The 20,544-nt window shown below is 62.1% G+C and carries 21 protein-coding genes; 10 read left to right on the top strand and 11 right to left on the bottom strand.

Features of this window, described 5'->3' with window-relative positions; genetic code table 11:
• Positions 1-136 precede the first annotated feature (136 nt).
• Positions 137-517 carry an LGFP repeat-containing protein gene (locus EWU68_RS11420; protein ID WP_129316258.1) on the top strand — a complete coding sequence of 127 codons (381 nt, stop codon included), beginning with the start codon at positions 137-139 and terminating at the stop codon, positions 515-517.
• 18 nt (positions 518-535) lie between these two features.
• Here the strand turns inward: EWU68_RS11420 and EWU68_RS11415 are convergent, their stop codons facing one another.
• The 6 genes from EWU68_RS11415 to EWU68_RS11390 form a co-directional block, all read right to left on the bottom strand.
• Positions 536-1,006, bottom strand: a complete 471-nt coding sequence (locus EWU68_RS11415) for a hypothetical protein (RefSeq protein ID WP_129316257.1) — start codon at positions 1,004-1,006, stop codon at positions 536-538.
• On the bottom strand, positions 991-2,559 hold the full coding sequence (locus tag EWU68_RS11410) for an ATP-binding cassette domain-containing protein (protein WP_338049682.1): 1,569 nt from the start codon (positions 2,557-2,559) through the stop codon (positions 991-993). The genes EWU68_RS11415 and EWU68_RS11410 overlap by 16 nt, the downstream gene beginning before the upstream one ends.
• Before the next feature lie 14 nt (positions 2,560-2,573).
• Complete coding sequence (locus EWU68_RS11405) at positions 2,574-3,146, bottom strand: hypothetical protein (protein ID WP_156265487.1); 573 nt, start codon at positions 3,144-3,146, stop codon at positions 2,574-2,576.
• The gene (locus tag EWU68_RS11400; RefSeq protein ID WP_129316254.1) at positions 3,146-4,084 is read right to left on the bottom strand and encodes an alpha/beta fold hydrolase; all 939 of its coding nucleotides are present in this window, start codon (positions 4,082-4,084) and stop codon (positions 3,146-3,148) included. The genes EWU68_RS11405 and EWU68_RS11400 overlap by 1 nt, the downstream gene beginning before the upstream one ends.
• Positions 4,081-4,893 (bottom strand): hypothetical protein, encoded by an 813-nt coding sequence (locus tag EWU68_RS11395; protein ID WP_129316253.1) that lies wholly within the window; start codon positions 4,891-4,893, stop codon positions 4,081-4,083. Before EWU68_RS11395 ends, EWU68_RS11400 begins: the two co-directional genes overlap by 4 nt.
• 64 nt (positions 4,894-4,957) lie before the next feature.
• On the bottom strand, positions 4,958-5,179 hold the full coding sequence (locus EWU68_RS11390; protein WP_129316252.1) for a hypothetical protein: 222 nt from the start codon (positions 5,177-5,179) through the stop codon (positions 4,958-4,960).
• A gap of 298 nt (positions 5,180-5,477) precedes the next feature.
• Here EWU68_RS11390 and EWU68_RS11385 point away from each other — a divergent pair, with 298 nt between their 5' ends.
• Positions 5,478-5,669: a hypothetical protein gene (locus tag EWU68_RS11385; protein WP_129316251.1), complete on the top strand. Its 192-nt coding sequence runs from the start codon at positions 5,478-5,480 to the stop codon at positions 5,667-5,669.
• A 126-nt stretch (positions 5,670-5,795) separates the two neighbouring features.
• Entirely contained in the window at positions 5,796-7,013 is a 1,218-nt protein-coding gene (locus EWU68_RS13550) for a phytoene desaturase family protein (protein WP_129316250.1), read from the top strand.
• Between the two features lie 183 nt (positions 7,014-7,196).
• Here EWU68_RS13550 and EWU68_RS11375 read toward each other — a convergent pair whose 3' ends face one another.
• Entirely contained in the window at positions 7,197-8,027 is an 831-nt protein-coding gene (locus EWU68_RS11375; RefSeq protein ID WP_129316249.1) for a thioesterase family protein, read from the bottom strand.
• A gap of 177 nt (positions 8,028-8,204) precedes the next feature.
• Here EWU68_RS11375 and EWU68_RS11370 point away from each other — a divergent pair, with 177 nt between their 5' ends.
• Together EWU68_RS11370 and EWU68_RS11365 are read left to right on the top strand one after the other, a co-directional pair.
• The gene (locus EWU68_RS11370; RefSeq protein ID WP_129316248.1) at positions 8,205-8,993 is read left to right on the top strand and encodes an HAD-IIB family hydrolase; all 789 of its coding nucleotides are present in this window, start codon (positions 8,205-8,207) and stop codon (positions 8,991-8,993) included.
• Between the two features lie 204 nt (positions 8,994-9,197).
• On the top strand, positions 9,198-10,106 hold the full coding sequence (locus EWU68_RS11365) for a sulfite exporter TauE/SafE family protein (protein ID WP_129316247.1): 909 nt from the start codon (positions 9,198-9,200) through the stop codon (positions 10,104-10,106).
• Between the two features lie 12 nt (positions 10,107-10,118).
• On the opposite strand, the gene EWU68_RS11360 is transcribed toward EWU68_RS11365, so the two are convergent.
• On the bottom strand, positions 10,119-11,204 hold the full coding sequence (locus tag EWU68_RS11360; RefSeq protein ID WP_129316246.1) for an NAD/NADP-dependent octopine/nopaline dehydrogenase family protein: 1,086 nt from the start codon (positions 11,202-11,204) through the stop codon (positions 10,119-10,121).
• Between the two features lie 61 nt (positions 11,205-11,265).
• Complete coding sequence (locus tag EWU68_RS11355; RefSeq protein ID WP_129316245.1) at positions 11,266-12,858, bottom strand: AbgT family transporter; 1,593 nt, start codon at positions 12,856-12,858, stop codon at positions 11,266-11,268.
• A gap of 158 nt (positions 12,859-13,016) precedes the next feature.
• Between EWU68_RS11355 and EWU68_RS11350 the strand changes: the two genes are divergently transcribed.
• Positions 13,017-13,679, top strand: a complete 663-nt coding sequence (locus tag EWU68_RS11350; protein ID WP_129316244.1) for a GntR family transcriptional regulator — start codon at positions 13,017-13,019, stop codon at positions 13,677-13,679.
• Between the two features lie 12 nt (positions 13,680-13,691).
• On the opposite strand, the gene EWU68_RS11345 is transcribed toward EWU68_RS11350, so the two are convergent.
• A complete protein-coding gene (locus EWU68_RS11345) occupies positions 13,692-14,606 on the bottom strand; it encodes an NAD-dependent epimerase/dehydratase family protein (RefSeq protein WP_129316243.1) in 915 nt (304 codons plus the stop codon).
• Between the two features lie 111 nt (positions 14,607-14,717).
• Between EWU68_RS11345 and EWU68_RS11340 the strand changes: the two genes are divergently transcribed.
• Entirely contained in the window at positions 14,718-15,389 is a 672-nt protein-coding gene (locus EWU68_RS11340) for a TetR/AcrR family transcriptional regulator (protein ID WP_129316242.1), read from the top strand.
• A gap of 92 nt (positions 15,390-15,481) precedes the next feature.
• Here the strand turns inward: EWU68_RS11340 and EWU68_RS11335 are convergent, their stop codons facing one another.
• Positions 15,482-16,084: a TetR/AcrR family transcriptional regulator gene (locus EWU68_RS11335; protein ID WP_238692438.1), complete on the bottom strand. Its 603-nt coding sequence runs from the start codon at positions 16,082-16,084 to the stop codon at positions 15,482-15,484.
• An 84-nt stretch (positions 16,085-16,168) separates the two neighbouring features.
• Here EWU68_RS11335 and EWU68_RS11330 point away from each other — a divergent pair, with 84 nt between their 5' ends.
• The 3 genes from EWU68_RS11330 to EWU68_RS11320 all read left to right on the top strand — a co-directional run bounded on the left by EWU68_RS11330 (position 16,169) and on the right by EWU68_RS11320 (position 20,521).
• The gene (locus tag EWU68_RS11330) at positions 16,169-17,692 is read left to right on the top strand and encodes an MFS transporter (protein WP_129316240.1); all 1,524 of its coding nucleotides are present in this window, start codon (positions 16,169-16,171) and stop codon (positions 17,690-17,692) included.
• A gap of 575 nt (positions 17,693-18,267) precedes the next feature.
• Positions 18,268-19,113, top strand: coding sequence for an LCP family protein (locus EWU68_RS11325; RefSeq protein ID WP_162421448.1), 846 nt, complete (start codon positions 18,268-18,270; stop codon positions 19,111-19,113).
• Positions 19,114-19,273: 160 nt separating this feature from the next.
• Positions 19,274-20,521, top strand: coding sequence for a glutaminase (locus EWU68_RS11320; protein WP_129316238.1), 1,248 nt, complete (start codon positions 19,274-19,276; stop codon positions 20,519-20,521).
• Positions 20,522-20,544 lie beyond the last annotated feature (23 nt).

Raw genomic sequence — 20,544 nt, 5'->3', positions numbered from 1 at the left:
TATGCGTAGACGTTGACCCGCTTACTAGGGGTAAATGGGCATATTTTAGGGGTAGCCAAAATGTGCTCATCGTTGCTATTGCAGGGAAGTACGGTTGTTCTTTGGTGGTAGCTATTAGTTCAGCAACAACTACACCATCTACTGGACCCCGTTCACCGGCACGCACTCGGTGAATTTCTCGGGCGCCATCGGTGCCAAATTCCGTGACGGCGGGTACGAGAACACCTACGGCTACCCCACGTCCGAAGAGGTCAGCGCGGACGGGTACGCGTACCAGTGGTTCCGAACCGCCTCCGGCCGGTCGAACCTCATGATGTGGACCCCGTCCGACGGCGCCCACACCATCATCGAGACCGGCGCCATCGGCGGTGCCTGGATCGAGAACGGCCGTGAATCGGGGTGGGGCAAGCCGACGACGGACGAGTTCCAGGGCTCGGACGGGAAGATCCACCAGAAGTTCAGCAACGGCGTCGAGGTCACCTGGACCGCCGACGAGGGCATTCGCGTGCTCAGCTGACCCGGCCCTGGCGCATAGTCATCCGGACACTGACTCATACTCGCCGATGTAGTCCCTAATGGATGACCGGCAATTCGGGACACAAATCAGGACAATCATGCTGGCCCCAATCGCGCTTTGCAAACATCGGATGATTGTCTGCCATGGCAAAGCAGGCTGGCAGGCCAGAAGCCCGTAACCCAGAAAGCTGATGACGGCGTAGACAGTGACGATCGCCAGCAGGTGCCGGTTGTGGGCCTGTACCAGCTTGCGGGTGTAGAGCAGTGAACTGATCCAGCCCAAGGCAAACAAGCCGCGCAGGGCCAGGATGAAGATCACCGTATTCTTCCGGAACTGGTCGTCCGGGAGATCTACGAAGGAAGCCTGGTGGGTGCTGATATAGAAATCCGAATACTGCGAAAACAGAATCCACGAGAGCACCAGCGTCAGAAGCGAGAGCCCGATGATTCCGTAAACGAAGTAAAGAAATATCGTCAGTGTTCGGCGCACGGTCCGCTCTCCCGGTTCGACTGTTGATAGGGCTTTGGAATGGTGCGGGTGTCCGTCCAAGGACCGACGTCGTGACCGCATACAACGACTGCGCTCTCCCGGCTCAGTTCCCAGAGCCGCGAAATCACCATGTGCCGTCGTTCATTGTCCAGTCCGGCCAAGGGCTCATCGAACATGCTGATGGGTGCGGCTCGTAGGAGGGATCGAGCGATAGCCAGCCGTCTCCGTTCACCTACTGAAAGTTCCAGCGCAGTTCTCGTCCCGAGGGTGCTGTCACGCGCTATCTCATGAAGGTCCACCGCTTCGAGAGCTGCTTCGAGAGAACGGGGCCGTCTCGCCCTCGGACCGAGCTCGGAGGTGCTCAGATAGTCGTGGATAGGAAGACCCCATGTGCTGACCTCTTGGTCCACCAGTGTGGACTGGTTGCCCCATCCACGATCTTCCAGCGCCGCACTCAGCTGAGCAAGTACACGGCTCTTGCCGCACCCGGAAGGGCCCGAAATCACGATGATCCCGTCGATATTGTGGACACGTACTTCCGGATAGGATCGAGCCAGGTCTCCCGCCATCGTAAACAAGGTTCCTGATTTTGGCTGGTGGACCGGCAGTGAAGACAACGAGGTATCCTCTTGGCTCCTGGAAAGTCCCAACGTCGCACCCTGACTGGTTTCGGGACGCCCCAATCGCTTTAGTCTGCGCAATGCGCCGGAGGCTTCGGCAAGGCGCGGCAACTGGGATCCCAGTTGTGAGGCGGGGCTTGCTATCATCCCGGCGTACAACATAGTTGAGACCACCGTCCCCGCCGGCATGCTGTCTCCGCGCACGGTGAGAATCAGTGATACGGCCACAGGTTGCAGCAAGAACGTCAACGGAACGATCGTCAGTCCGAGGGTACTTACCCTGAAGGAGCGGACTTGTACTGTGCGGAATTCAGCATCGGTGATCGAATTCAAACGGTCGCGAAGCCATGAACCCACGACGGCGCTTCGTCCGCGCAGAACGGCCCCGATCGTCGAGTGGGCACCAGCGTACCGAGCTTGAAGGTCTTCCGACATATGGGCCACACGCACGTTGATGACAATGGCCAGCACTGCGAAACAACCGCAGGTGCCGAAAACGACGAGAGCAGCGTACACGTCGGTGCTGAGCAGGGCTACCGCTGAGGTAGCGATCGTGACAAGAGTTGAGGGCAGGAACATCCATAAGACAAGCCACCACCCTTTGGCCACCTGTGCGTCCTGCAGGACGACGGACGTCACCTCGGCAGCGGAGGGTTCGTCCCGGCGGAGACCCGCTCGTATGGCCAGCCCTCTCAACCGACGGGTGGTTCGCTCTATGCTGTCAGTGACCAGAATGGTCCCGACCGCATAGAAGAGGCCGCCGATGAGTGCCGTCATGATCAGTTGGAGCAACAGCGTCCGAAAGTGGTGATCCGATTTCTCCAGCGCGCTGATAATTCTGTTGACGGCTACAGGCACCAGGGCCGTGGCGAAGGAACCCGCACAGATACAGACAGCACCGAATAGTCTTTCACCCCCTTCCTTGGCTGGTATGTGGCCGCTGATACCTATTCTCCCCCCGGGGTGGATGCGCCCTCGATGTTCGAACTCCGATTCACGGGAGTAGATACATATGCTGGGTAGCTGTAATCATCGTGACGCCCTGGACGCGTGACAAGAATCATAATCTGGTGCTTAAGTGCCCTGTTTTCGGGCGAGATTTTCGAGAAAACGAATCGTTTGAGGACAGTGAAGGGAGCCGAATGCTCGATCATCGCCGCCGAACCATTGAGTTGCACTGCCATCTTTCGAATTTGTTGTGTCGCGTCGAAAGCGACTTTTGGACGACGGCTGCCTGGGTTCCAAAGGAGGGCGTGCCACGGCCGCTGATGGTCTCGGTCGATTCTGGTCCACTGTCCAATGGGGGATGATTCGTCGGCAAGGCGGGCAAAGATCGAGGTATTTTCGATTCCAGGATTGGGCCCGAAGAACTTCCAAGTGGGCACATCCAATCCCCAGGGCGCGAGATTCTCGTTGATCTGGAGATACTGGTCGGGAAGGTTGCCCACGGTTGTCAGAAGGCAATGACCCACGATGAGAGATTTGGAAACTTCCGCTGCGGATCGAGCAAGGTCTTTCACTAGCATTTACTCCTTCCCCAGATCGCTTCGGCAACCTCATGACATGAGGACTCGGTCCCGATCAGGGAAAAGTGATTCGATCCGGACACGATAACGTGGCGTGCCGACAGCCTGTCCGCAAGTTTTCGCTGGCGAATCTGGTGCTGAACATTATGGTCACTGTTGATCTCAGCTGAAATTACGGCTTCTACGACGCCGGCGATGGAATCCAGCCGTGGAGGATTGTCTGCGAAGCGCTTGTGCTCGCGCTGGCCCGCGAAGGCCGTTCGGGGAGAGGACTCCACATGGAGTAGCTTGCGCTCCACAGAAGACCGGTAGTTGACGTCACTGTCCAATATGCCTGCCCTATAGCTGGTTCCCAATATACTCCCCAGGATTTGGGCCTGGAACGACTGCGCCACCAAGAGTCGAAGACGCCGATCTGACTGGGAGCTGGCCATCAGCTCGTCATCTGTGGGATCGATCAAGTAGACCTTGACCCGCACCCTATCGTCGACAAGACCTTTCGCGAGGAGCTCACAGGCGACCAATGAGCCGATGGAGTGGGCGATGATCGTCAGTTCGCTGTACTGGTTGATGAGCCCGGCGATTCGCTGTTGACACTGCGCCTCTCCAACTCCGCGTGATGTGCCACTGATGCCGGATCTGTTGTACACCAAGACATCCTGGTTCTTGGGCGCCAGCTGGAGCATCCAGTCCCAGCATTCGTACGGGAGACCCAGACCACTCTCGAACAGAATGAGTCCACTCGCCCCTTCGACACTCCAGCTCAGGGCATCAACTTCATCGTCGGGGTGTTCCGGCGGATGCCCGCAACGAGTCATCACATCCTTTCGCGTCAAATGGGCACGAGAAAGGCGGTCTGCTTGCAACGCGACTAGCCCTGTTGCTGCCCATTTTGCCCACCTTCCCGCGAGCGTTGACTCAGATCGACTCATGCTGACCCCCCTTTGAGCATCTTCTTCTTCGCGTAGATGGCGGCTTCGTGAGAAGCGCCGAAAGCCCAGAAGAACCGCGGGAGGCCCATGAACTGCCCGATGGCTCCGTGGAAGACTTCGGTGCTTGCAATAACGGCAAGGAAGGCTTTATAGGGCAGCAAGTAGCTCAGTGGATACAAAGACTCCCACAAGAGCGTCTGCCAGCAGATCAGCGTGCTACTGCCCGGAACTGCTTCAAGGATGCGAGAAATCAAGGGATCCCCGTACATCGAGGTCCGCATTACGTCTTCAAAGGCTGTACCGCGTCTCCACTGCTCTGAAGTGGCCTTGACGAGTCCAGAAGCGCAGTACGAGATCGCCATTTGGAGATTGACGCCCTGCAAGAATACGTCGTACCGATCCTGCTGTGATTTTTCTGCTCGAGACAGCAGATCGTACCATCCGAGCAATTCCTGCATCTCGTCCGAGCCATCGCGGCCGTAACCATTGCGGATTCGAGTCAACGAGTACGTCACGGCGTTGGTCGCAGCGGTGACAAACGCGATTCTCGGAGTTTTCACCATCGTGAGCGTTGCCGCGGCGCTAGAAAAACTAAGGACATCGAGGGTCTTGGCGAACCAGGAGGAATCTATGACGGCCGTCAACCTGGGAAAGCGCTTGCCCCAATGAGGATACGAATGCCTGAAACTTCCTGACAACAAGCCTCCGGAAGCGTACTCGCTCCACATCGTGAAGTTTTCAGCGGCCATAATGAGCTGACCGATCGCAGCTCTTCGACGAAGACGACAGTAGTGTCTGCGGGCTTCCACGGTGGATCTCCTCTTTGACAGAAAATGAGGTGCCCCGTTTACGGGGCACCTCATTTGTGACTGGTTACTTCTGTGTGGCAACAGAGAGCTGGGCCACGGAGGTCGCGGCGCTGACCGTGGCAGCCACTGCGGAGACGTCTTCCGGAGTAGTTGCAACAGTCACAGCAGTCGGCGTGGACATGCTGGGCATGCCTTCCTGAGTCGGTGCGACACCCTGCTCAACATTGGCAAAGGCCGAAGCGACGGCGGAGTCCAAATCCTGGCTCTTGTGACGAACTGCGTGCATCTAGATCACTTCCTTCTTTGCGCGTCTTCCGGCGCGCATTGTTGTCAGTATTCACGATACGGCCGCGTAGATAAGCAACCTTGCCAGAGGCTACAGACAAGCTCCGAACCCTTCAACAGTCAGCTGATAGCTTCCGAAAAATTTACCTAACTATGAAGACTTTTTAGCGACAACTTTCGTCGTTTCTCGCTCGGGCCGCCCCCGAGCAAAGAATATGGCGTAATCCTCTCGATGTCGCGAGACCTCATGCTGTAAGGTTTCTGGCGTTTCAGCCGTCGGAATCAGTCAAGGAGTGTTGATGAGCCGCAGAGGAATCGAGACCATCAAGGCAGTTGCGTGCGCGGTCATGGCTGTGGTGAGCCTCGTACTGCTGTTCGTCACTCACCAATTTATGATGGCCTTGGTGACCATTTTGCTTGCGGTGGCAGCTGGATGGTTCTGGTGGAAGGCCTCTTATTTCACCAAGAATCCGCCGGATAGCCGGCAATAAACCAGTAGCTGGTATTGGGGGCCGGCGGCCTCCTGGCCGCCTCATCATCTGGTGGCAACCATGGATATCGACTCCAAACGACCGGCGCAGACGCGCTTCTGGATTTCCTGGTGAGGGAGGACAAGCATGCCTCAAGGCGTCGTCGTCGGATCAGGGCCTAACGGGCTGGTAGGAGCCATTTACCTTGCTCGTGCCGGGTTCTCCGTCACTGTCCTGGAGGAGCAGGAGGAACCGGGCGGTGGGCTCCGGTCCTACATCAATGAGCCATTCGGAACCATTCACGACCATTGCTCTGCGGTGCATCCCATGGCTTGGGTATCACCGGTCTTTCGTCAACTCGGGATGTTGCAGGACATCCCCATGGCTTTCCCACCGAGTGCCTTCGAACACCCGTTATGTCACAGGGAACGAAATCGACGAGATGGATTGTTTCTGGATCGATTGCATTCCAAACTCGCAAAATTTGCGGGCGTTGCCGCCCACTCGATGAGAAGCCCCTACCACCCCTGGTCCCTCGGTACTGGCACAGCCCTGGGAGCACTTGCATGGGCTGTCGGTTGGCCAGTTGTTGTGGGAGGCAGCGGTCGGATTGCGGAATACCTTGTGCGAGTCCTCGAAGCGCATGGAGGCAAAGTCCGGTGCAACTCTTCTGTCAACCCGGACAAATTGCCCGACGATCTGGCAACGGCTGACGTCGTCCTCTGGGACACTGACATCCCAACCGCTCACCGAGCGGCAGGCGCTCCCTCGGACAACTGGCAGTTCGGTCCCGGCGTCGCAAAGGCAGATTTCGTGACTGACCGCCCTATACCCTGGGAAAACTCAGAAACTGGGCGTGCAGGCACAATCCACCTAGGGGGCACCTGGAACGAAATCGTGCGCGCAGAACGAGACGTGGCCCGCGGCGTCATGCCACGGCACCCAGTATCGCTGGTGTCCCAACCCAGCCTCTTCGACAGCACGCGAGCACCAGAAGGCTTACACACTGTATGGGCGTACTCGCATGTGCCTTCAGACTCTGACGTTGACCCCGTCAGCACATTGCGCGACGAAATCGAATTACGCGCTCCTGGTTTCGGGAATTCAGTCATCGATGCCCGCGGGACAACCGCTTCCGGAATGGCGCACCACAACAGGAACTTTCGTGGTGGGGATATCTTCTCAGGCGCAACACGCGGGTCGCAGATGTTGACCTCGCGTTGGCCTCACAGCCCCTGGAGCCTACCTGTCGAGAACTGGTTTGTATGTTCCCAAGCAACGCCCCCGGGCCCCGGTGTACACGGCATCAACGGATACATAGCTGCACGTTTGGCTCTTATGTACTGGTCGAAGCACCACTCATAATCCGGGTGCGTTGAGGATGTTCGCTCGCCCCCATTCACGGCACAAAGACCCCAGGCTGGCGGGTCCCGCTTCTAGCGGGGATCCACGTAACCACGACCGATCCCGGCTACGTCCTCTGCATCACGGATGACGTAGGGAGATTGATTTTGAGGACAGGGAATAAAGGGCGCGACCCCACCCGCGTCAGGACTGCCCCGGCCCCTTCCGAAGGGTCAGGATCTGTTCCGCGCGGCCGAACGGGCCGTCCTCGTCATGGAAGATCGAGGAGGTGAGGCCGATCCCGTCGGCACCGAAGGACACGGAATTGTCGATCCCCAACCATTCGCCCGCAGGTTCCCGGTACATGTGAATCTGCAGGTCGACGTTCGGGAAGATCCAGCTGTCCGGCCCGGGGGCCACGCGGGTCGCGATGCCGTTGGTGGCATCGGCGACACCGATGAGTCGGACCCAGTCGGGTGAGTCGACGCCGTCGATCAGGGGAACGGTCGGCCGAATCCACGCCGTGCCGCGACCCGGCCGGTGCGTGGACGCGTGGACCGAGTCGATGGACCGGATGAAACCGCCGGGCCACACGTCCGAACCGTTCCAGACGACGCACTCGTCCCTGGGTGGAATGGAAGGGTCTTCGATCGCGGAGATCGAGGAGGTGTCGGAGGTGATGAGCCGCCAGGCCTGAGCCCTGATCGCGACCCGACCACCGGCCACGAACTCGGCCTGGATGAGTTCGATGGTCCTTCCCGGGCGAATCGTGGAGGTGACGACCTCGAAGTCGCCGCCGGGAATCATCCCCAGAATCTCGAAACTGATGCGCGCAATCCGCATGTCCTCGCGAGGTTCATGCTGCGCCAGGCAGTGGGCGAGAATTCCCGAGGCGGGCCCCATGTGTTGCTCGCGCTCGTTCCAGGCGCCTTGCGCGTGGATCGAGGAACGGAAATGACCGTTGCCCCGGTCCTCGTAGTAGGCCTCCACGTCGGCCAGACCCGGAATGTCCGTCCGCTCCTCGTTCTTGCCCATTATTTCTCCTTGTCCCTTGCCTGTTCGTACTCGAATCCAGATCGAGCATATCGATCCGGAGTGATCGATGACACTTTGACGACGGGCCGCCCGACCCACCGCCGCACGGTGGAACCCCGATCGCCCCGTAGAGTTGTCCCCAGGCCATTCCCCGTATCACTTCGCAAAGGAGCCCGCATGACGCCGAAGCTCATGGCGTTCGACCTGGACGGCACGCTCGTGTTCGACGGCAGGATCGAGCAGGAGAGCATCGATGCGATCCACGAGTGGCAGGCCGCGGGCAACCTGGCAGTATGCGCGACCGGCAAGTCCATTGCCGCGACGAAGCATTCCCTGGAAGGTACGGGACTGAGTTTCGACTATTACGTGCTCTACACCGGTGGTGCCGTGACGGACTCAGAATTCACCGTGCTGATGAGCCACACCCTGCCCAATGAAACCGTCCGGGAGATCGTCGGCACCCTGACACACCAGGATGGCATCGCGGTCTACGGGACCACCCTGGATGCGCCCGACGACGTGCAGTTTCCCTCGACCACGGGCGAGAAGGCCAGTTCCATCCTCGCCTATTTCCGCCCGATGGAGCCGAGCGAGATTCCCGAGCACGAGTTCGTCGGCATCCCGCTGTGGATCGAGGGCGCCGAAACGACCTTGGAGCGGACCCGGGCCTGGATCGAGGAGCACTTCTCGAACCAGGTCGACTGCCACAGGAACCAGGATTTCCTGGACATCGTGCCGCCCGACTGCACCAAAGGCACGGGCCTGATGTGGCTCGACGACGCGCACCTCGGTGACCGCTACGAGACCTATTCCATCGGGGACTCGTGGAACGACCTGGCCATGCACGCGTGGGCGAAGCATTCGGCGTCATTCGATTACTCGCCGCAGGTCGTGAAGGACGCGACCGACGTCGTCGTGGATACGACCGCCGAATACATCCGCACGGTGCTGGACCGGAACGACTGACGCCGCCCTGGTTCGCGCCACGGGCAGCACACCACGGCAGCCCACCACGGGCAGCCGCCGGATTGTATGACGGCCCGCTAACCTCCGAAAGCACACCTCGAAACGCGGTGTCACCTGCGTACACGCCGCGACGCATCCTTTGGGGAACCGCGCGACGCCTCCATAGAGTGATCGAAATCTTGTACCTCGATCTCTGGAGCGACCATGCGCACGTTGATCCTCTTGGGCCTGATCGGCCTGGCCGCGCAACTCGTGGACGGTTCGTTGGGGATGGCCTATGGCGTGACGTCCTCGACGTTGTTGCTGACCGCCGGCCTCGCCCCTGCCTCGGTCTCTGCCACCGTGCACCTGGCCGAAATCGGGACGACGCTCGCCTCGGGTGCGTCACACTGGCGCTTCGGCAACATCGACTGGAGGGTCGTCGGTTTCATGGCGGTCCCCGGCGGGATTGCCGCGTTCCTCGGAGCGAACGTCCTCACGGCCTCGGGGGAGGCCGCCGAACCGGTCATGTCGGCTCTCCTGCTGCTCCTGGGTATCTACGTGGTCTGGCGGTTCCTGCGCCTTCCGGACCGACGCCCCAGTTTCTCCGGCAAGGTCCCGGGCTTTCTGCTGGTCCCGCTCGCGATGGTGGCCGGTTTCATGGACGCGATCGGCGGAGGCGGATGGGGACCCGTGGGGACGCCGACTCTGTTGGCCTCCGGGCGGATCCGCCCCCGCAAGGTCGTCGGGTCGATCGATGCCTCGGAGTTCGTGGTCAGCCTCGGCGCCTCGGCAGGATTCCTGCTGGCTCTGGGCCACACCGGCATCAACCTCCCCTTCGTTCTCGCGCTCCTGATCGGCGGAATCATCGCGGCCCCGGTGGCCGCCTGGCTGGTTCGGCTGATGGCCCCGCGAATTCTGGCGGTGGGAGCCGGCGGGCTCATCATTTTCACCAACGCACGCACGTTGCTTTCGATCGACGCCGTCGACGCCGTTCTTCCGGCCGCGGCCAGCGCGATCATCCTTCTGGCCATCGCCGCCCTGTGGGCCGCGGCCCTGACCTGGGTGATCCGCAAGGAACTGGCTGAGAAACGCGCGGAGGCGTCCCTGCCGGAAGAACGGGTCGAGGCGTAGGAAGCTCGGCGTCTACCGCGGGAACTCACCCGAGACGAACGCCGTCCTGATGGACTCGGCGTCGCCCCCGACGAGCCCGAGGGATTCGGCCGTGCGCCCCTCGCGTGCCCACTCGCGCCCGCAGAGCACTCCGCTGATGGTCACGAACGAATCCGTGATGGGCATCGCGACGCCGATCTGCTCGGCAATGGTGCTCCACGTCAGGAGCCCGAACGGGATGTCCTCCGTGAAGTACCGGTGCGTGAGGGAATCGGGTTCCGGGAAGGCCTGACGCCCGTACCCTGCGACCACGCGGTCGACGAAACTGCCCTCACGAACGCCGTAGGACGTTTCGAGGAAGTCCCAGAAAGTGGGCAGCTCGACGCCCAGTGCACGGCCGAAGGACACCCGTTCCTGGTCGAGTTCGTTGACCACTTCCCCGATCCGGTCGGTGACGAGCGTGTGCTGCGGACGTCGCTCGGCCTCCTCGACGGTCTTGAAGTTCAGGATCGCCGGAGGCACGTGGTAGACGGGATTGATGTTGGTCAGGCCGACCCTGAGCGTGTCCCCGCCGTCGACGTATCGCTGACCGAAGAACGGCTCCAAGCGGTCCAACACCGTGGGGGTCGCCGATTGGGGAATGGCCGAGACGGGCACGGCATTCTTGACCGCACCCACATACACCTCGGCGGGTCTCTGGAGCCTGCAGGTGTACAGGCTGGTCGAGGTCTCGGCGACCACGCCCGGTTCGCGTCCGGCAAGTTTCGTCTTTCGCGTGAGTTCGAGGGCGCTGCCCAGAACGGCCGGCTGGAAGAGCACGAGCTGGTCGGGCTCGATCACTTCGGCAAGCTCCCCGGACAGGTACGGGTGGGCGAACGCGGGAGCGGCCACGACGATCACGTCCACGCCGTCGACGGCGCGCGCCAGATCGGTGGTCAGCAGGTCGGGTACGGCTTCCCCCTCGATGTCACCGGTGAGCCGGATGCCGCCGCGTTCTTGGATCGCGGCGTAGTCACTTTCGAAGCGCGAGAAGACGTGGACGCTGTGCCCTTTCAGCGTCATGTGGCCGGCTATGGCCTGACCCACGTTGCCCGCGCCGACGATTGCGATTTTTCCCATGAGAGTTCCTAACGGTTGGAGAACGAAAAACGGTTCGCCGCTTTCGGCGGCGAAGGAGTGGTCAGCGGACGGGGACTCCGGGTCCCAGCGGTATGCCCAGCACGTACCAGAGGACGAAGAGCCCGACCCACACGAGAAGGACGACGCCCGCGATGGGGATCGTGAACGACAGCTGGGTCCCGATGCCGGCACCCTTGCGGAATTGCTGGACGAAGCCGAGGGCGAGCACGAAGTAGCCGTTGAGCGGGGTGAGACAGTTGGTGACCGAGTCCCCGATCATGAAGGCGACCGTGGCCGCCTCGGGCGTCATGCCCACGTACATGACCAGCGGGACCACCACGGGTGCCAGGATCGACCACATCGCCGATCCGCTCGTGATCAGCATGTTCAGGATGCAGATCGCGAGGGTGATGGTCAGGAGGATGACCAGGTGGGGCGCTTGGAGAGACCGCAGCAGGTCGGCGCCGTTGACGCTGATCACGGACCCGATGTTGGTCCAGGTGAAGAAGCTGAGGAATTGGGCGACCACGAAGAACAGGACCAGTACGGGCGCCAGGGACCGGATGCCCTCGGCCATGGCCGGCGGCACGTCGCCCAAGTGTGGGATGGTTCCGGTGATGCGTCCGTAGGTGATGCCCATGAGGGCGAAGACGATCGAGATGAAGATCGCGATGTGTTCGACCACGTACGAATCGAGCAGCCCGCCGTTCTCGCCCCGGAACGGTGAACCCGGGAGCAGCATCAGGATGATCACGGCGACGCACAGCGCAAACACGATCCCCGAGGCCAGCGTTGCTCGTCGTTCGGTCGTCGAGAGCTTGATCTCGCCCATGGGAGGGACGGAATCGTCGGGACCCGTCGTATTGAACAGGGTGTCGGCGACCGCGAAGTCGGCGTCCAACTGTGTCGAGGAAAAATCGGGGCGTCGAGCGAGAAGGCGGTCGACGACGAGGGCGATCGCTATCGAGAGGACCACCGACGAGGTCGCGGTGAAGAACCAGGTCGCCACCGGCGTCATGACGTAGTCCGGATCGACGATCTGGGCGGCCGCGGTGGACAGGGAGGAGCGGATCGCGTCCTGCGGGGTCACGAGCGGGCTCGCGTTGAACCCGACGGCCGTGGACGCATACGCGACCATGAGGCCAAGGACAGGGCTGCGCCCCGCGGCTCGGAACGCCAGGGCCCCCAGGGGGATCATCACCAAGTACGCGGAGTCGCTCATGATGTGCGCGGTCATCGAGCTGAAGGCGAGAGCGAAGGTCAGGAGCCGATTCGGGAGGCGACCCACGGTACATCGCAGGAGGGCGGTGAGCAGGCCGCTGCGTTCGGCCACGCTCACGCCCAGGAGGACGACCACGACCATCGCCAAAGGCGGGAACGTCGCGTAATTGTCCAACGCGTTCTTGATCGCGTACTGGGCACCTTCGACCGAGAGCAGGTTCTTGACCGCCGCGGTCTTTCCCGACGACGGGAGAGTGACTTCCACGTTCATCGATGCCAGGACGGCGCTCGCCACGGCCAGGACCGCAATGAGAATCACGAAGAGCCAGAACGGGTGCGGCAACCGATTGCCCGCTCTCTCGATCGCACTCAGGGCCCGGTAGAACCGGTTGAGCGGTGTGCTCGCATTCGTATCGTCTGACGTCGTCGTCATACTCTTCGCCTCGCCTCGATGGCCGACGCCGCCGGGAATCCGGCGACCGGTGGGGAAACCACCTAAAATCACGGTGATATTTCTGTGATATTTCTGATAGACGCTAGACTAGGGTCCTAGCGAAGTCAACAGCCAGAAGAAGCGAAACGGAGACCGGCATGGGGCGCCAGCAGTCGATGGCCGATCGGGCTTACGAGGCGATCAAACGGGACATCATTCAGTGCACCCTGCGCCCTGGCGAGGTCATCGTGGACGCCTGGCTGGCCGATACATACGGCATGAGCAAAACGCCGATACGCCAGGCGATCAATCTTCTCGAGCGAGAGTCCCTCGTGGTCGTGGTGCCCCGCCGAGGAACCTTCGTCAAGAACGTCGACTTCACCGAAACACAGGACACGTACCGGTTGCGAGCGCTGCTCGAGCCGGAAGCGGCCGTCCTCGCGTCCAAGCGCGCCAGCAGCGAGGAACTCGATGAGCTCGAAACCCTGAGCCAGGCGACGGTGCACAGCGGTTCGGACAGTGCGGCCCGGAACGCTGCGAACCGAAACCTGCACGTCCGCATCGCGGAGTTGGCCCGGGTGCCCATCCTCGCGCGGACCATCACGGCCCTCAACGAGGAAATCGAACGGTTCCTGAACCTTCGCAAGGAGCTGGGCAAGCCCTACACGGCCGTGAACCACGGCCGGCTCGTCGAGGCGATTCGCCGAGGCGACGAGGCCGAGATCCACGACGTCGTCACCACGGGCATCGAACGGGCACGGAGGCACATGGTCGAGACGATGCTGGACAGCGGTACTTTCTCAACCGGCCAGCAGCCCTGAGGTTCCCACCGGTCATACCAGCGTTCGGTCGAGGGACGCACCGACGTCTGTCGGGTTCAGGCCGTGTTCCTCGGTCAGCACGCCCGGCCGGAGAACAGCGGGGCGGTCCCAGAGGTATGCCTGGTTGCGCAGCTCCGCCATCATGGGGCTGACCCGACCGGCCGCGGCCAGAAGGGCTCGGGGAATTCGCGTCAGCGTCTTGTGGCGGACGCCGACCCTGCCCGAGACGGTCCGGTTGAAGTCCTCCAAGGATCCCGTGTCCTGCGATGGGGCATGGAGGACGGCGTCGCCCTCGGGCGCCACTTCCGACGCATGGTCGGCCGCATAGGCCATCGCCCGGGTGAGATCAGGAATGAACGTGAGCGTGTGCGGCATGGTCGGGTTGCCCATCGCGAAGCCGCGCTTGCCCTGGGGTCGCGGCACGAGAACGGACAGGTGCGCGACCGACGTCTTGGGTGCGGCCGTCGGCCCCCAGAGGTCGGAGGCAACGACGCTGATCGTGCGGGCCCGGTGCTCCTGTCTGGCCTTCAGCAGCCGAGCGCGCACCTCGCCCAGGGGACTGACCGGGGCGAGTTCCGCGCCCTCGGACAGATCCACGGATTGCACGCCGAAACCGTAGACCGATTCGGGAAAGACGACGGGGACCCCGGCGTCGGCCGCGGCGTCCATGACCGCCAGCTCGCGCGTCGGCAGCACTTGGTCCCACTGTTTGGCGTCATACGCGGTGTGGATGCAGTGGAAGACGGCGTCCACCCCATCCATGGCCGTCGCGAGCAGATCGCGGTCCAACACGTCTCCCACCAGCACCTGGACACGACCCACATCGACTTGCCGACGGCGCAGGACCACGACGTCGTGCCCGGCGTCGACGAGGTCCTGGGTCAATTGCGATCCGATTTGCCCCGCTCCGGTCACGAGATATTTCATGATGACATCCTTTCCGAGAGCACCGCTCTCTGTTTGATGTCCTCAGCCTAATCGGGTGCGTGTCGCACTTCAAGAGCACCGCTCTCGTTTCAGGAATGGCACACTGAGGTCATGAGCACCCCACACCTGTCCCGGGCGGAGGCTCGGGCGCACATGGAGTCCGCGATCATCACGGCAGGACGTGAGCAGCTCGTTTCACGTGGAGCGGCGAACCTTTCCCTGCGCGAGGTCGCACGGTCGATCGGCGTCGTCTCCTCCGCGGTGTACAGATACGTGTCGAGTCGCGATGAGTTGTTGACCCTCCTGGTGGTCGACGCTTACTCATCGCTGGCCGACCACGCGGAGAGCCGCATCGACGGGACCGGAGCCGCCACCGACCGCTTCCGCCGACTCGCCTTCGGCATGCGGGAATGGGCGCTCGACCATCGGGAACAGTGGGCCCTGCTCTACGGTTCCCCGGTGCCCGGATACAGCGCACCGGCGGACAGGACCACGGGGCCCGGCACGCGAGTCATCCGTCTTTTCCTCGAATCGATTCCGTCTGACGTGGACGCCCCCGAACCGAGCAGTGGATTCGCAGCCCAGATCCGACCCGAGCTCGAGACTCTGGGGGTCGCGGCCTCACCGACTCAGACGGCGTTCTGCATCGAGGCATGGGGAAGCATCGTGGGGTGCATCAGCATGGAGATTTTCGGACAACTCGGCCCGGCGATGGAGGGCCTGGGCGAGGAAATCATGTCACGGACGGTCGATTCCCTGACCCGGAGGCTCGGGCAAGGCTGAGCCTCAGGTGAAGTTCACGCTCGGGCAAGGCTGAGTCTCAGGTGAAGTTCACGCTCGGGCGGAAGCGCGGCCGGGAAGGGCGCGCGGCGTCGTCATGAGGTCGACGTCCCCTTGAGAGCGTCAACGATCTCGAGCAGATCCTCCAGCCCCTGCGGGCTGACCGTGGAGATGCCGAAATTGGTTCCCTCCGGAATCGCATCGAGCACGCCCTCGACGCCCCCGCCGGCGAGGGCGGCGTTGTAATAGAGGCCGTCGCCAATCAGGAGGATGGCCGATGCAATGGCGGGTTGCCCGACTTCCTCGAGAATGATGTCGTACCAGTCCGCGTGGATGCGGCTCATCGCCTCCCGGGCCTTGGGCTGGGCGTCCTGCCCCAGACTCAGCACAGCCACGAAAGTGCGGTCGATCGCGGCGGCCTGGCCCGACTCCTGGTCCAGGTAGAACGCGGAAGTTCGGACGTAGTACCGGGACGGGCCTTCGGGTGACGCCCGCATGGCGGCGTTGTCCTCCGCGGCGTACTCCAGGAGGCGTTCGATCAGCCCCTCGGCCAACGAGGTCTTGTCCTTGAAGTGATAGAGCAATCCGCCCTTGGAGACGTCCGCGCGGGCCGCGACGGCATCCATGGTGGCAGCCCGCTCCCCCTCGGCGATCAGGATCGACTCGTAGGCGTCCAGGACACGGCTTTTCGCACTCATGACCTCGACCATACTTCCTTGGCACTAAACCGTCCAGACGGTACAGTAATGCGGAAACAATCGTCCCGACAGGAGAGGAGAGCCATGCCTATCGCCCCGAAACGACGCACCGAGCGTCCGGCACTGCATGACCGTCGCTGGCTGGCTCTCGCCGCCTTGATGTCACCGGTTCTTCTGGTTTCGGTCGACAACACGGTCCTCTCCTTCGCGCTGCCGCCGATCTCGGCGGCCCTGAACCCGACCGGTACGCAGTTGCTGTGGATCGTCGACATCTATTCCCTCGTGTTGGCCGGGCTGCTGGTTCCGATGGGCAGTTTCGGGGACCGCATGGGGCGCCGTCGGCTGCTCATGATCGGAGCCACGGGGTTCACCGTCATCTCCGTGGCGGCTGCCTTCGCCCCCAGCGCGGCGTGGTTGATTACCGCCCGCGCCGCGATGGGCCTCTTCGGTTCCGTGCTCATGCCGGCCACGTTGTCCCTGATCAGGAACATCTTCATCGACCCGAATGAACGGCGGAAGGCCATCGCGATCTGGGCCTCGGGATTCTCCGGAGGAGCCGCACTCGGCCCCATCGTGGGCGGCTTCCTTCTCGAACATTTTTATTGGGGATCGATCTTCCTGATGGCCGTGCCCATGCTTGTTCCGTTCCTGATCTTCGCGCGCCTGCTGATCCCCGAGTCACGCGATCCCCACCCCAGCCCAATCGACATCACCAGCATCGTCCTGGTCATGGCGACCATGACTCCCCTCGTCTACGGCATCAAGTCCTTCGCGAGCCACGGGCTCGGGACCGCCGTGATCATCTGTTTCGCGGTGACCGTGCTGGCCGGAGTCTGGTTCGTCCGCCGTCAGCTTCGCCGACCGGACCCCATGCTGGACGTCCGGCTGTTCACCAACTCCGTGTTCTCCGGGGCCGTCGGATCGAACCTTCTGAGCGTGTTCTCGCTCGTGGGGTTCCTGTACTTCGTGTCCCAGCACCTTCAGCTCATCAGCGGGATGACGCCGATGGAGGCCGGCGTCGCCCTGATTCCTGGACTGGGAGCCACGATTGTGGCGGGACTGGCCGTTGTCCCCGTGGTCCGGAGGTTCAAACCCGCCCACGTGGTGGCAACCGGTCTCTTTCTGAACGCGATCGGTTTCGGCGTCATGTTCTTCGCCGGCCCTGCCGGGTCGGACGCGGGCCTGATCCTGGCTTTCGTGATTCTCGGCATCGGCATCGGGTCCGCGGAGACCATCTCGAATGACCTCATCCTCGACGCCGTCCCCGCCCACAAGGCCGGTTCGGCCTCCGCGATCTCGGAAACAGCTTACGAGACCGGCGCGGTTCTCGGGACCGCGGTACTGGGGTCGATCCTCAACGCCACATACCGAGCAAACGTCTCGATCCCCGACGAGGTTCCCGAGACGTCCCGCGATGCCGCCCGAGAAACGCTGGGCGGTGCGACCGACGTCGCCGCGCACCTCGGCGGGCCCGCCGGCGAGTCCCTCCTGCATTCGGCCCGGGCCGCATTCGACTCCGGGGTGGGGATCACGTCCGGAATCGGCGTCGTCCTGATGCTCGGCGCGGTACTCATGGCCCTGCGGACTCTCCGCGACGCCAAGTCGTAGCGCCCCTGGCGTTCACGCCGGTATCAGCTCGAGCGGTCACGTTGTATTGAGCCCGGTAAAGCGTCCGGAGAACTAATTCACCCCGAAAACCTGCATCGAGAAATGCCAATGACAAGATTCCGCTGATTTCTCTCCGCAATTTCGATTCACATACACGGGGATAGCACCCTAAATGCATCAATAGTCAGGCATCTTGAGTCCACCAGGGCATAGGGAAGCACCGCGGTGTGAAAAACAGTCTGCCAAAATTCTGGGAAGAGAGCCGATCCCGGGTCGGTGTCGACCCCGACCGAGCGGCTGCAGGGCACGCGAGTTGCCCTGAGACGTGGGGTAATACTCTGGACTCGGCCATCGATCTGATGGTACTTTGATTTTTCACTTCCCCGAGATTCTGGCAAATAATGACATACTCTTCTGACCCCTCACAAAATACTTCATCCGTTGTTGATACCCCAAAATCACGACGGAAATACAGAATTCCCCGATGGGGCAGATTAAGTATCACTCTGACCGTACTGTTTTCCATCATTCTCATTGTTGCCGTGGTGACCTCAATAGGCTCGCTCACAAAGAATATGCACACCACTCCGGTCGAGGGCCTGAGCGCGGAATCCGGGTCGAAGGAGCCGATGAATATTCTGGTGGTCGGCTCGGACGAGCGTGATGGAGCTATAGAAGCAGGGGATGCAGAAGGGCGTCGTAGCGATTCGATGGTCTTGGTCCACATCAATGGAGACAGCACAGAGGTCACGGGCGTCCAGATTCCGCGAGACACCATGGTCCCGGCTCCTAGTTGCGCGGCGTACGACGACGCCGGCTACACCGGCGACGTCCAAGTCAACTCCCTGCTCAATGACGGAGAATCTTGCCTGGTATCCGCCGTCTCTTCCATGACGGGTCTGCCCATTCACCACTTCGTGGACATGAACTTCCACGGATTCATGTCGATGGTCGACGCCCTGGACGGCATCGATATTTGCCTGCCCGAGGCGCTGAAGGACCCGGATGCCAACCTAGACCTGCCCGCCGGATGCCAGAAAGTACGAGGCGAGGATGCCCTGGCGTTGGCTCGGACTCGCCACGCCGTGGGTGACGGCAGCGACTTGGCCCGAATGGAGCATCAGCAAGACGTGATCTCTGCGATCCTTCACAAGGCGGAAGAATCCTCGATCTTGTCCCATCCGAAGAAGTTCTATTCTTTCGCCAGCTCCCTCACCTCGTCAGTGACTGTTGACGACGGGCTGAAATCAACCTCCAGCATGACCAGCCTGGCGCGCCGGTTCAAGGGCGTCGGCGAGGATGATTTCACTGTCCAGCAGTTGCCCACGGAGCCGTACCTCTACGACTACAACCGGGTGCAACTCTCCGATGAGGGAAAGCAGATGCTGGACAAACTGGGTTCGGACGAATCGCTCCGATAGCTCCCGGTCTCTGCACGGTACATTCCTCCCGGCCTCTCCCATCGCAGGGGCGGCGTAGGGGGTCTGTGCGCCCGCCGTCATACCCCTTGCCCGCGGGATGAAATAGGCTCGACTCAGGCAACCATCCCCCGTTGAACCACGCCGATGCGGAAAGGAACCATTGGAGTCACCCGTAAGGAAGTACCTGCACCAGCTCTTCAATGACACGACCGCCATGGACGGAGGCGATCTCGCCGATTACATTCCCGAGCTCGCCAAGGCGGACCCGGAGGTCTTCTCGATCGCCCTGACCACCATCGATGGTCGCACCTACTCCGTGGGCGACGACGAGCGCGAGTTCACGATCCAATCGATTTCGAAGCCATTCGCCTACGCCTCGGCCCTCACCGACAGGGGCCTGGAGGCGATCAGCGCGAAAGTCGGCGTCGAGCCCACGGGTGAGGCTTTCAACGAGCTCTCCCTCGAGAAAGGGACGAACCGGCCGAAGAACCCCATGATCAACGCGGGGGCCATCACCATCCACAGCATGCTGGCGGAGCCCGATTCCTCCCTGGAGGACCGGGCCAACCACACCGTGGAATTCTTCTCTCGCCTCGCGGGCCGGAAACTCGAAATGGACGAATCCGTGTTCCGCTCGGAGCTCGAGACGGCGGACCGGAATTTCGCTCTGGCCCACATGCTGAGGAACCTCGGCGTCTTCGAGGAGCACGCGCACCAGGTCGTCGCCGGGTACGTCGCCCAGTGCGCCATCAAGGTCAACGTCCGCGATCTCGCCGTCATGGGCGCGACCCTGGCCAACCGCGGCATGCACCCCTTCACGGGCGAACGCGTGGCGAGCCGGGACGTGGCCCGCCAAGTGCTCGCGGTCATGGTCTCGGCGGGGATGTACGATGCCTCGGGGACCTGGTTCTCCGACGTCGGAATCCCCGCGAAGTCCGGGGTCTCGGGCGGAATCCTCGGGGTCCTGCCCGGTCAGGTCGGTATCGGCGTGTTCTCCCCCCGCCTTGACCCGAAGGGCAACAGCGTCCGGGGAGTCAACGTGTTCAACAAGCTCTCGCAGGACATGGGCCTCCACCTGCTCAACGCCGGTATTTTCGGGTCCAACACCATCCGCTCGGTCAGCGAGGGCGACGACGAGACCGTGATGCGGCTCCAGGGAGTCATCCAGTTCTCCGGGGCCGAGGCGATCCTGCACCGCATGGCATCCCTCGAATGCGACCCCGGAACCATGGTCTTCGACCTCACCAAGGTGACCCGTTTGGACGCCATGGCCCGCCGCATGTTCCTCGAGGGCCTCCGACGGCTCACCGCCGACGGCCACCGTGTGGAACTCATCGACCCGGACGAGGTCCTTCCCGATCCGGATCTGGGCGGCAGCACGTACCCGATCCGGCGCGAGACCCCTTAGGGGCCGTTGGCCGGGGTCCCGGG

The sequence above is a fragment of the Rothia koreensis genome (genome assembly GCF_004136575.1).
GTDB classification, from domain to species: Bacteria; Actinomycetota; Actinomycetes; order Actinomycetales; family Micrococcaceae; genus Rothia; species Rothia koreensis.
This window is presented reverse-complemented; position numbering and strand designations above follow the sequence as displayed.

What these genes read in the sequence shown, in the direction of transcription:
- EWU68_RS11335 (WP_238692438.1), bottom strand. Translation starts at nt 16,084, where the DNA reads ATGAGTGCGAAAAGCCGTGTCCTGGACGCCTACGAGTCGATCCTGATC.
- EWU68_RS11365 (WP_129316247.1), top strand. Translation starts at nt 9,198, where the DNA reads ATGCGCACGTTGATCCTCTTGGGCCTGATCGGCCTGGCCGCGCAACTC.
- EWU68_RS11340 (WP_129316242.1), top strand. Translation starts at nt 14,718, where the DNA reads ATGAGCACCCCACACCTGTCCCGGGCGGAGGCTCGGGCGCACATGGAG.
- EWU68_RS11375 (WP_129316249.1), bottom strand. Translation starts at nt 8,027, where the DNA reads ATGGGCAAGAACGAGGAGCGGACGGACATTCCGGGTCTGGCCGACGTG.
- EWU68_RS11350 (WP_129316244.1), top strand. Translation starts at nt 13,017, where the DNA reads ATGGGGCGCCAGCAGTCGATGGCCGATCGGGCTTACGAGGCGATCAAA.
- EWU68_RS13550 (WP_129316250.1), top strand. Translation starts at nt 5,796, where the DNA reads ATGCCTCAAGGCGTCGTCGTCGGATCAGGGCCTAACGGGCTGGTAGGA.
- EWU68_RS11360 (WP_129316246.1), bottom strand. Translation starts at nt 11,204, where the DNA reads ATGGGAAAAATCGCAATCGTCGGCGCGGGCAACGTGGGTCAGGCCATA.
- EWU68_RS11355 (WP_129316245.1), bottom strand. Translation starts at nt 12,858, where the DNA reads ATGACGACGACGTCAGACGATACGAATGCGAGCACACCGCTCAACCGG.
- EWU68_RS11390 (WP_129316252.1), bottom strand. Translation starts at nt 5,179, where the DNA reads ATGCACGCAGTTCGTCACAAGAGCCAGGATTTGGACTCCGCCGTCGCT.
- EWU68_RS11400 (WP_129316254.1), bottom strand. Translation starts at nt 4,084, where the DNA reads ATGAGTCGATCTGAGTCAACGCTCGCGGGAAGGTGGGCAAAATGGGCA.
- EWU68_RS11330 (WP_129316240.1), top strand. Translation starts at nt 16,169, where the DNA reads ATGCCTATCGCCCCGAAACGACGCACCGAGCGTCCGGCACTGCATGAC.
- EWU68_RS11385 (WP_129316251.1), top strand. Translation starts at nt 5,478, where the DNA reads ATGAGCCGCAGAGGAATCGAGACCATCAAGGCAGTTGCGTGCGCGGTC.
- EWU68_RS11325 (WP_162421448.1), top strand. Translation starts at nt 18,268, where the DNA reads ATGCACACCACTCCGGTCGAGGGCCTGAGCGCGGAATCCGGGTCGAAG.
- EWU68_RS11370 (WP_129316248.1), top strand. Translation starts at nt 8,205, where the DNA reads ATGACGCCGAAGCTCATGGCGTTCGACCTGGACGGCACGCTCGTGTTC.
- EWU68_RS11345 (WP_129316243.1), bottom strand. Translation starts at nt 14,606, where the DNA reads ATGAAATATCTCGTGACCGGAGCGGGGCAAATCGGATCGCAATTGACC.